This is a genomic window from Rhodococcus sp. 14C212, assembly GCF_011058195.1.
GTDB lineage: Bacteria > Actinomycetota > Actinomycetes > Mycobacteriales > Mycobacteriaceae > Rhodococcus > Rhodococcus aetherivorans.
In genome coordinates, this window is record NZ_JAALEH010000137.1 from 1 (window position 1) to 10221 (window position 10221).

Consider the following 10221-nt stretch of genomic DNA (forward strand, 5'->3'; position numbering starts at 1 on the left):
GGCGGCGACCTCGAACAGCGGGACGGGTCCGACCGCGGCGAGGCGCGCGAACACCGAGGCCGGGAAGGTGGTGGCCGCGGTGTTGATGGCGCGGCCGAGGTCGTTGTGGACGCGGGCGGCCCCGGCGATGCGCTGCTCGCGGGTCTGCAATTCGCGGGCGACGCGGATGAACGGCCAGTGGTTGACGCCGTCGAGGACGCCGATCAGGTCGTGCAGGGCCGCCGACAGAGTGTTCTCGGCCGCGGCCCGCTCGCCCAGGGGCAGCCGCTGGTCGCGCATGGCGATTGCCAGGGAGCGGGCTCCGACGACGGGGCTGAGCCGGCTGCGGTCCATGCCGGCGCCGGCGGAGGCCGCGACGAGGGCGGGCACCTGGTCGTAGCGGTCGTCGAGTTCGTTGGTCAGCAGGCGCAGACTGTCGCGGTGGCGCATCTTCAGCACCCGGAGGCGGCGGACGGCGGCGCGCGTCCACAGCAGCAGTACCACCACGACCGCAACGACAATCACAAGAGCCACAGACGTCACAGGGCGAAATCTACCGTGGGGCCGAGGGGGCGCCCGAGTCGCGACGCGCCGTGTCGGCGCGCCGTGTCCGGACCGTTACCTGCGGTGGGCCTACGTCCGTCCCCGGCCGCGGCCGACCAGGTTGGTCGCCCTGCGCACCAGGTTCTTCGGGACGAGCCGGCCCACCGTCGTGAGCACCTTGTACTGCAGGCCCGGAATGCTGATCACCTTGCCGGCCTCGAGGTCGGCGAGGGACGTGCGCACCACCGTGTCCACGTCGAGCCACATCAGTTCCGGGATCGAACTCATCTCGATCCCGGCCCGCTCGTGGAACTCGGTGTGCACGAAGCCGGGGCACAGCGCCTGTACCCGCACCCCGGAGCCGGCGAGACCGCCGGCCAGTCCCTCGGTGAACGAGACGACGTAGGCCTTGCTCGCCGAGTACGTCGAACCACGTCCGGAGAGCAACCCGGCGACGCTGGCGACGTTGACGATGCTGCCCCTGCCTGCCGCGATCATCGGCGGCAACGCGGCCCGGGTCAGCTGCATCACGGCGGTGACGTTGACGTCGAGCTGCGACTGCAGCAGGGCGGGGTCGGCGGTCCAGAATTCACCGGACGTGCCGAACCCGGCGTTGTTGACGAGCATTTCCACGCCCTCGGCGAGGCGGCGGGCGACGGCCGCGCGGCCGTCCTCGGTGGCCAGGTCCGCGGCGAGGATCTCCGAGGTGGTGCCGAAACGCGACGTCAGTTCGTCGGCGAGGGACCGCAGGCTCTGCTCGCGACGGGCGACGAGCACGAGGTCGTACCCCTTGCCGGCGAGCGCGCGCGCGAAGCCTGCGCCGATACCGGACGTGGGGCCGGTGATCAGGGCGACGGGCCGGGTGGCAGCGGAAGTCATGGGCCAAAGCTAGCGCAGCGTGCCGGCCGCTTCCGGTGACGCGGTGGGCTCAGCGCCGCGCGGAGGGGCGGCCGGGGTCGTGCGCGACTCGGTCGAGTTCCTGCGGCTCCACGATCGGGGGCAGCACGTGCAGGATCCCGGAGAGCCGGGCGACGGTCTCGATGGCCGAGTCCCATTCCCGGCCGGTGCTGCCCACGGGGATCGAGCCGAGGGTCCATTCGCCCTCGCTCCACAGCATCTGCACGTGCGCCGGGATCGACTCGGTGTAGGCGACCATGCGCTGGTCACAGATGCGGCGGGCGATCTCGAGATCGGTGGCGAACACGATGCGTGGCCCGATGGCGCCGAGCAGATTCATGTCCGAGTCCTTCGGCGGCGGCGTCGACTTCAGGCGCAGGTCGATGTCGACGTCGGAGCCGACCTTGCGGCGCACCGCGACGATCGTCGCCGTCTCCTCGATGTCGAAGAGGATGAACTCCTCGCCGCGGCGGATGCCGTGGACCACGTCCACCGCGCCGAGATACTCCTGCTTGGCCAGGGCCGCCCGGTGCCAGTGCCCGGGCAGGGTGTCGTCGGCCGCGCTGTACTTGTAGCCCTGGGCGCGCGCCCAGATCTCGCGCACGCGGCCGGACTGTTCGCGCCGCGTGCGGTCGATGTAGAGCAGCACCAGCGCACCCGCGAGTGCGATCGCCGCCAGTCCGAACCACATAGCCGTCATCGAGGGTCAGCCTATCGCGTTCTAGTTGCCCGGACCGCCGAAGGACGGCAGGGACGCGCTGACCACAGTGTCGGCGATCATCTCCCCGTTCCGCAACGGCGAGCCCTGCGCGACGACCGAGTCGCCGACTCGCAGCGCCGACGGATCGGAGCCCGCGAGCGACATGATCTGCGTCTCGGGGGTGAGCCGCACGGTGACGCTCGAGCCGCCCATGCCGCTGAGCGTGAGGGAGGTGCCGTCGTTGGCGGTGATCGTGCCGACGACGGTGCCGGCCGAGCCGATGACGTCGCCGAGGCCGCCGGGCAACTGCTCGAACGGCAGGCCGGGCACGGCCGGTTCGCTGGTGGGCGCGGGAGTCGTGGGCGCGGGCCGAGGCACCGTGGTCGTGGTGGTCGGGGCCGCCGCGCTGCGCTGCTGCGGGTCGTCGCCGCTGCCGCCGCTGAGCAGGTAGCCGCCGAAGCCGGCCAGCACGATCAGCGCAACCGCGGCGAGCAGGATCGGGCCCCAGCGGCGGCGTCGGGGCGGCTTCGCGTCGAGCGCCGGGTACTCGCCGGTGTGCGGCGGGGTGGGTGGCGCCGCCCCGTACTGCTGGGTGTGGGGGTACTGCTGCGCCGCGGTGTACTGCTGGGTCGGCGCGTACTGCGGCTGGGGCCCGGCGCCGGGCTGCTCGAACGCCTGCGTCGGGTTCGGGGGCGCCGCCGTCGGATCGAACCGGGGGTCGTACGCCGGGTATACCAGGGTGGGGTTGGCCGGCGGACGACCGTACGCCTCGGTCGGGTCGGCGGTGTGCAGGACCCGGGTGTCGTCGGCGTCCGGGTCGGTGCGGCCGGTGCCCGTCGCGCGCGCGTCGCCCTCACGCCCCTCGTCGAGCGAGTAGGCGCGTTCCTGGGGGGTGCGCGGATCGTGCGGGTTCGTCATGGTCCCTCCAGGTTAGGCGCTGCGCGCCGATCACGAGGTGGTCGCCGTCGTCGCTGACGCCCACCGAGACGGTGTCGCCGTCCTTGATGTCCCCGGCCAGCAGCTTCTTGGCGAGCTGGTCGCCGATCGACTGCTGGATGAGCCGGCGCAGCGGGCGCGCACCGTACTGCGGGTCGTAACCCCGCACGGCGAGCCAGAACCGGGCCGAGGTCGACACGTCGAGCGTGAGCCGCCGGGCCGCCAGACGACCGGCCAGCTGCTCGAGCTGGATGTCGACGATCTGCTCGAGCTGCTCCTCGGTCAGCGAGTGGAAGATCACCACGTCGTCGAGCCGGTTGATGAACTCCGGCTTGAACGCCGCCCGCACCGCCGCCATGATGTGCTCCCGGTCGCCACCCGCACCGAGGTTCGAGGTGAGGATCAGGATCGTGTTGCGGAAGTCGACGGTGCGGCCCTGCCCGTCGGTGAGCCGACCGTCGTCGAGCACCTGCAGCAGCGTGTCGAACACGTCCGGGTGGGCCTTCTCGACCTCGTCGAACAGCACCACCGAGTAGGGGCGGCGACGCACCGCCTCGGTGAGCTGGCCACCCGACTCGTAGCCGACGTAGCCCGGAGGGGCACCGACGAGCCGCGCGACGGAGTGCTTCTCGCTGTACTCGGACATGTCGATCCGCACCATGGCGCGTTCGTCGTCGAACAGGAAGCCCGCCAGCGCCTTCGCCAGCTCGGTCTTGCCGACGCCGGTGGGGCCGAGGAACAGGAACGAGCCGGTGGGCCGGTTCGGGTCGGCGACGCCCGCCCGGGAGCGGCGCACCGCGTCCGACACGGCCTGCACGGCCTCGTCCTGGCCGACGACCCGCTTGCCGAGCTCGGACTCCATGCGCAGCAGCTTGGCGGTCTCGCCCTCCATCATGCGGCCGGCGGGGATGCCGGTCCAGGCGGCGACGACGTCGGCGACGTCGTCCGGGCCGACCTCCTCCTTGAGCATGACGTCGCCGTCGGAGGCGGCTCCGGACGCGGCGGCGGCCTTCTCCAGTTCCTTCTCCAGCTGCGGGATGCGGCCGTAGCGCAGCTCCGCGGCCTTGCCGAGGTCACCGTCGCGCTCGGCGCGTTCCTCCTCGCCGCGCAGCGCCTCGAGCTGCTCCTTGATCCCTCGCACCGAATCGATGGCGGTCTTCTCGTTCTGCCAGCGGGTGGTGAGCTGGTTCAGCTTCTCGCGTTCGTCGGCGAGTTCGGCGCGCAGCTTCTCGAGCCGCTCCTTGGAGGCCTCGTCGGTCTCCTTCTGCAGCGCCATCTCCTCGATCTCGAGGCGACGGACGATCCGCTCGACCGAGTCGATCTCCTCGGGGCGCGAGTCGATCTCCATGCGCAGCCGGGACGCGGCCTCGTCGACGAGGTCGATGGCCTTGTCCGGCAGGAACCGGGAGGTGATGTACCGGTCGGAGAGGGTGGCGGCGGCGACGAGCGCGGAGTCGGTGATGCGCACGCCGTGGTGCACCTCGTACCGCTCCTTGAGCCCGCGCAGGATGCCGACGGTGTCCTCCACGCTCGGCTCGCCGACGAGCACCTGCTGGAAGCGGCGTTCGAGGGCGGCGTCCTTCTCGATGTACTTGCGGTACTCGTCGAGGGTGGTGGCGCCGACGAGGCGCAGCTCACCGCGGGCGAGCATGGGCTTGATCATGTTGCCGGCGTCCATCGCCGATTCGCCGGTCGCGCCGGCGCCGACGATGGTGTGCAGCTCGTCGATGAAGGTGATGACCTGGCCGGCCGATTCCTTGATCTCGTCGAGCACGGCCTTGAGGCGTTCCTCGAACTCGCCGCGGTACTTCGCGCCGGCGACCATCGACCCGAGGTCGAGCGCGATGACGGTCTTGCCGCGCAGCGACTCGGGGACGTCGCCGGCGACGATGCGCTGCGCGAGGCCCTCGACGATGGCGGTCTTGCCGACGCCGGGCTCGCCGATGAGCACGGGGTTGTTCTTGGTGCGCCGGCTCAGCACCTGCACGACGCGGCGGATCTCGTTGTCGCGGCCGATGACCGGGTCGAGCTTGCCCTCCCGGGCGCGGGCGGTGAGGTCGGTCGAGTACTTCTCGAGCGCCTGGTAGGTGCCCTCGGGGTCCGGGCTGGTCACGCGGGCGCTGCCGCGGACGGTAGTGAACGCGTCGCGCAGCGCGGCGGGGGTGGCGCCGTGCCCGACGAGGAGCTTGGCGACGTCGGAATCGCCGCCGGCCAGGCCGACGAGCACATGCTCGGTCGAGACGTACTCGTCGTCGAGTTCGGTGGCGAGGTGCTGCGCGGCGGTCAGGGCGGCGACGGCCTCGCGGCCGAGTTGCGGCGTCTGGGTCGCCCCGGTGGCGCGGGGCAGCCGCTCGACGAGCGTCTGCGCCTCCCGGTGCACGACGGTCGGGTCCACGCCGACGGCCTTGAGGAGCGGCGCGGCGATGCCGTCGGTCTGGTCGAGCAGCGCGACGAGCAGGTGGGCCGGACGGATCTCCGGATTGCCCGCAGCGGACGCGGACTGCATGGCGGCCGTCATCGCCGCCTGGGTCTTGGTGGTGGGATTGAACGAGTCCACTGCGAACCCCTTCCCTTCATTGAGCGAGCCGGTATCAATTCTGCACCCGCAAGCCTCCCGCCGCGGGTGTTCACACGCTTCAACGGCATCAAAGTTGAGTTTGTTCCGCTCAACTTTATCGAGCTGTGTGACCTGTGGCACATCGCGGGGTCATCGAGCTGCTCGACGTCGATTGTGGCCGAAACACCGCCGCGGGACTACAGTGGCGGCCGACCAGCAGAGACGGCGAGCGGGAGGGTGCGTGGAGGCCTTCGCCGTCGCCCGCGTCCAGCTCAGCTTCGCGTCGATCGTCGCGACCCCCGGCGGCGCCGAGCGCTTCGCCACGGCCTTCTACACCGCCCTGTGGAGCGATACCGTCGGCATCCGCGAGCTGTTCCCCGCGGGAATGGAGACGATGCGGCAGCGGTTCGCGACCGCCGTCGGCTGGGCGGTCAACCGGCTCGGCGACCTCGACACCGTCACCGCCTTCCTCACCCAGCTCGGCCGCGACCACCGCAAGTACGGCGTCCGGCCCGATCACTTCCATGCCGCCGGGCGGGCCCTGCACATCGCCGTGCGCGAGTGCACCCCGCCCATCCTGTGGACCGACGCCCTCGACCGCACGTGGTCCGGGGTCATCACCCACCTCGTCGACACCATGGCCGCCGCCGCCGCCGAGGACGACCTGCCCGCCGCGTGGGGCGCCACCGTCGTCGGCCACGAGCGGGTGCTGCCCGACCTGGCAATCATCCGGCTCGAGACGGACTCGCCGATCCCGTACCACGCCGGGCAGTACATGAGCGTGCAGATCCCGCAGCGCCCGCACATGTGGCGGTACCTGTCGGCGGCGATCCCCCCGAACCCGTACGGCCAGCTCGAGTTCCACGTCCGTCGCGTGTCCGGCGGCTGGGTCAGCCCGGCTCTGGTCGGCGACACCTCCGTCGGTGACCGCTGGGTGATCGGGCCCCCGCTCGGAGGCCTGCACGTCGACCGCGACAGCGGCGAGGACGTGCTGATGATCGCCTCCGGTACGGGCCTCGCACCGCTGCGTGCGCAACTGATGGAGATGGGCATGCGGGGCGACAACCCGCGCGTGCACCTGTTCTTCGGCGGCAAGTACCCCTGCGACCTCTACGACCTGCGGACCCTGTGGCAGCTGGCCACCACCAATCCGTGGCTCACGGTCGTGCCCGTCGTGGAGGAGACCGAGAACCCGTGGTGGCACCCGGTTCCCGTCGAAGATCCGCCGCCGGGCCTGCACCGGACCCTGCACGGCAAGCTGGGCAAGGTGGTCTCACAGTTCGGCTCCTGGGCCGATCGGCAGATCCAGATCGCCGGGTCCCCGTCGATGATCAAGACCACCCTCTATGCACTGTCGGCCGGCGGCACCCCGCGGCAGAACATCAGCTTCGACCCGCTGTAGGTGGCGGGTCACGGCAGCCATTTGTCGGGACCGAACACCTCGTAACGGATGTTGCCGTCCGGCACGTTACGGGCCAGCAGCGACGTCCGGACCGACTCCATGAACGGTAGCGGACCGCACAGGTACACGCGGGAATCCGGCCGGATATCGATCTCGTCCATGTCGATTCGACCGAGCCGGGTGGTGTCGGTAGCCGGCCGAACACCGAGGTCCTCGTACCAGTGATGCAGTTTCGCGCCGGGTAGCCGGTCGACCAGCTCGACCAGTTCCTGCCGGTGCGCGTGCCGCGACGGCGCCCGGTCGGCGTGCAGCACCGTGACGTAACGATCGGTTTCGGTGCGCGCGAGATAGTGCAGCATCCCGATGATGGGTGTGCAGCCGATGCCCGCCGAGATCAGCAGCAGCGGGTCGCTGCTCTCGTCGAGCACCAGATCCCCGAACGGCAGCGACACGTCCAGCTCGTCACCCTCGAACACGTTGTGATGCAAGAACACCGACACCTCACCGGCCGGAATCTCCGTCCCGTCCTCGGCCGTGCTCGGACCGATCGCCTTGACGGTGATCCCCCAACTGGTGCGCTCCGGAGCTCGGGTGAGGCTGTACTGACGGATCTGCCGGGCGCCGTCCGGAAGCCGCACCGCCACCGACACGTACTGGCCGGGGCGGGCCGCCGGCAGCGTCGTCCCGTCCGGATTCGCCAGCACGAACGACACCGTGTCCGGCGACTCCTGGACGCGCCGCGTCACCACGAGACGCTGCCACACCTGTCCCGGCTCCACACCCGCGTCCCGGTAGAGCCCGTCCTCGATCGAAATCAAGGCCCGCGCCATCTCCCAGTACACCTCGTCCCACGCGGCCGCGACCTCCGGCGTGACCGCCTCGCCGAGAACCTCCACGATCGCCTCGAACAGGTGCTTGTGCACGATCTCGTACTGGTCGGCGACGATCCCGAGCGAGGCGTGTTTGTTCGCGATCCTGGCGAGCAGATCGTCCGGCTGCGGAACGCTCTCCGATACCAGCAACGTCGCGTACGCGGCGATCGCCCCCGCGAGGGCGCGCTGCTGGTCGCCCTGCGCCTGGTTGCCGCGGTTGAACAGGTCCCGCTCCAACTCCGGGTGCGCGGCAAACATACGGCGGTAGAAGATCGGGGTGATGTCGCCGATCGCAGCACCGACGACCGGCAGGGTCGCGCGCACCACGTCGGCGGACTCGACTGAAAGCATTACGCCTCCCAGGGTGTCCGATGGGTCACTTCCACGCTATGCCCGACCGGACCCATCAGGTAGGGGGAAGAGGGAGAAAGGTCCCGCGCGTCTTCGACGCCTCCGGCTGTCGGCGGCTCGGCCGCCGGTGATGCTCCTATGAGTGTCAACCCTGCGACGGGGCGTGCAGGACGCGGAAGACTTCGCGGGCGAGGGGCGTTCCTCCTCGGGGCGCGAGTCGATCTCCATGCGCAGCCGGGACGCGGCCTCGTCGACGAGGTCGAGGCCTTGTCCGGCAGGAACCGGGAGGTGATGTACCGGTCGTAGAGGGTGGCGGCGGCGACGAGCGCGGAGTCGGTGAAGCGCACGCCGTGGTGCACCTCGTACCGCTCCTCGAGCCCCGCGCAGGATGCCGACGGTGTCCTCCACGCTCGGCTCGCCGACGAGCACCTGCTGGAAGCGGCGTTCGAGGGCGGAATCCTTCGGTCGTGCCCGTCATGGAGGAGACCGAGAACCCTTGGTTTCAAACGGTTCCCGTCGAAGATCCGCCGCCGGACCTGCACCGGACCCTGCACGGCAAGCTGGGAAAGGTGGTCTCACAGTTCGATTCCTGGGCCGATCGGCAGATCCGGATCGCCGGGTCCCCGTCGATGATCAAGACCACCCTCTGCGCACTGTCCGCCGGCGGACCGCTGCGGCAGAGCGTCAGTTTCGGCCCGATGTAACCCGCTGGGAGGCAAGAAATCCCGCACCCGCCCGACCGTAGCCCACCTCATCGGGATCGGCCGGAGAGGTACTCGTCCAGGATCGGGCCGACGACCGCCGCCGATTCCGGACTCATCATCTGCAGGTGGTCACACCGGAGGGTGTGTTCGTCGATCGTCCCCGTGACGAACCGCTGCCACAGTCCCGGGGAGACCCCGGCGCCGGAATCGACGGAGCTCGCAGCTGCGAAGAACAGCAGGTCACCGACGAAGGGACTCGGGTCGATCTCCGTCATTTCCCGCTGGATGTGCGCATACCCCGTCATGATGCGCTCGAGGTGCGACGCATCCAGACCCGTGTCGTGCCCGAACGACCGGTTCACCAGCGCGACGGCGTCCTCGTAGGACAGACTCGCAGGATCGACATCGTCGACCGGGATGCCGAGGCCTGCAAGCATCTCCGCAAGGGTAGCCTCCTGCGGTCCACGTGCGATCGGATACGCATCCAGCATCGTGAGATCGACTTCCTCACCGGCAGTCCGGAGTTCGACTGCCATAGCATGGGCGACGAGGCCGCCGTGGGACCACCCGAGCAGGTGGTACGGACCGCGGAACCGGATAGTGCGGAGCTCGTCGACATAGCGGCGGGCCAGATCCCGGACCGACGCGTAGGCCGGCCCGCCCGAGATGGAGGGCAGCTGCAGGCCGTACACGGGCCGGTCCGGAAGGTACTGGAGCAATCCGGCGTACACCCACGAGATGCCGACGGCCGGATGCACACAGAACAACGGATCCCGACTCCCACTGTCCCGCAATGCAATCACTACGTCCATTCCGTCTGCCGGCGATGGGGCAGCAGCGCCGGACGGGGTGCCGAGACGGCGCGCGAGTGCCGCGGGCGTCGGCTCCAGGAAGATGGCGGACAGCGCGATCTTCCTCGAGAGTGCGACCTCCAGCTCGGAGGCCAGGCGAACGGCACTGAGTGAGTTGCCGCCGAGTTCGAAGAAGCTGTCGTCGATCCCGACGTCGTCGACCCCGACGCCCAGCACTTCGGCGAACAGGCCGACGAGGGTGCGTTCGAGCCCGGTGCGCGGAGCCGTGTACGCCGCACCGCCGTACACCGGAGCCGGCAACGCCCCTCGATCCAGCTTGCCCACCGGACCGACCGGCAACGCCTCGAGCACCACCAACGCGGCCGGCACCATGTACGACGGCACCACCGCCGCCACCGCCGCCAGCACCGCCGCGGCCTCGACCCGCGCCCCCACCGCCGGCACCACATACCCTGTCTCTTATACACA

Annotated in this window: 7 protein-coding genes and 3 pseudogenes; 2 read left to right on the forward strand and 8 right to left on the reverse strand. The window is 70.3% G+C overall.

What is annotated here, in order from left to right; genetic code table 11:
• From G6038_RS28880 to clpB, 5 genes and pseudogenes are all read right to left on the reverse strand, one after another.
• On the reverse strand, positions 1 to 504 hold a 504-nt coding region (locus G6038_RS28880; RefSeq protein WP_346772946.1), incomplete at its 3' end, for a LemA family protein.
• Between the two features lie 108 nt (positions 505 to 612).
• The gene (locus tag G6038_RS28885; RefSeq protein ID WP_165042125.1) at positions 613 to 1401 is read right to left on the reverse strand and encodes an SDR family oxidoreductase; all 789 of its coding nucleotides are present in this window, start codon (positions 1399 to 1401) and stop codon (positions 613 to 615) included.
• Between the two features lie 49 nt (positions 1402 to 1450).
• A complete protein-coding gene (locus tag G6038_RS28890; protein ID WP_165042137.1) occupies positions 1451 to 2110 on the reverse strand; it encodes a hypothetical protein in 660 nt (219 codons plus the stop codon).
• Between the two features lie 30 nt (positions 2111 to 2140).
• A complete protein-coding gene (locus G6038_RS28895) occupies positions 2141 to 3037 on the reverse strand; it encodes a DUF5666 domain-containing protein (protein ID WP_165042127.1) in 897 nt (298 codons plus the stop codon).
• Between the two features lie 25 nt (positions 3038 to 3062).
• Positions 3063 to 5612: pseudogene (gene clpB, locus G6038_RS28900) on the reverse strand (ATP-dependent chaperone ClpB); the annotation flags it as partial.
• 241 nt (positions 5613 to 5853) lie between these two features.
• Here clpB and G6038_RS28905 point away from each other — a divergent pair.
• Positions 5854 to 7014 (forward strand): FAD-binding oxidoreductase, encoded by a 1161-nt coding sequence (locus G6038_RS28905; RefSeq protein ID WP_165042129.1) that lies wholly within the window; start codon positions 5854 to 5856, stop codon positions 7012 to 7014.
• Between the two features lie 8 nt (positions 7015 to 7022).
• Here G6038_RS28905 and G6038_RS28910 read toward each other — a convergent pair whose 3' ends face one another.
• On the reverse strand, positions 7023 to 8237 hold the full coding sequence (locus G6038_RS28910; protein WP_165042131.1) for a globin domain-containing protein: 1215 nt from the start codon (positions 8235 to 8237) through the stop codon (positions 7023 to 7025).
• Positions 8238 to 8438: 201 nt separating this feature from the next.
• Positions 8439 to 8699: pseudogene (locus G6038_RS28915) on the reverse strand (ATP-dependent chaperone ClpB); the annotation flags it as partial.
• On the opposite strand from G6038_RS28915, the pseudogene G6038_RS28920 reads away from it, so the two are divergent.
• Positions 8699 to 8941, forward strand: a pseudogene (locus tag G6038_RS28920) (flavoprotein); the annotation flags it as partial. The pseudogenes G6038_RS28915 and G6038_RS28920 overlap by 1 nt on opposite strands.
• Positions 8942 to 8988: 47 nt before the next feature.
• On the opposite strand, the gene G6038_RS28925 reads toward G6038_RS28920, so the two are convergent.
• Positions 8989 to 10188 carry a thioesterase domain-containing protein gene (locus G6038_RS28925; RefSeq protein WP_165042133.1) on the reverse strand — a complete coding sequence of 400 codons (1200 nt, stop codon included), beginning with the start codon at positions 10186 to 10188 and terminating at the stop codon, positions 8989 to 8991.
• Positions 10189 to 10221: the final 33 nt, after the last annotated feature.

What these genes read in the sequence shown, in the direction of transcription:
- G6038_RS28895 (WP_165042127.1), bottom strand. Translation starts at nt 3,037, where the DNA reads ATGACGAACCCGCACGATCCGCGCACCCCCCAGGAACGCGCCTACTCG.
- G6038_RS28910 (WP_165042131.1), bottom strand. Translation starts at nt 8,237, where the DNA reads ATGCTTTCAGTCGAGTCCGCCGACGTGGTGCGCGCGACCCTGCCGGTC.
- G6038_RS28885 (WP_165042125.1), bottom strand. Translation starts at nt 1,401, where the DNA reads ATGACTTCCGCTGCCACCCGGCCCGTCGCCCTGATCACCGGCCCCACG.
- G6038_RS28890 (WP_165042137.1), bottom strand. Translation starts at nt 2,110, where the DNA reads ATGTGGTTCGGACTGGCGGCGATCGCACTCGCGGGTGCGCTGGTGCTG.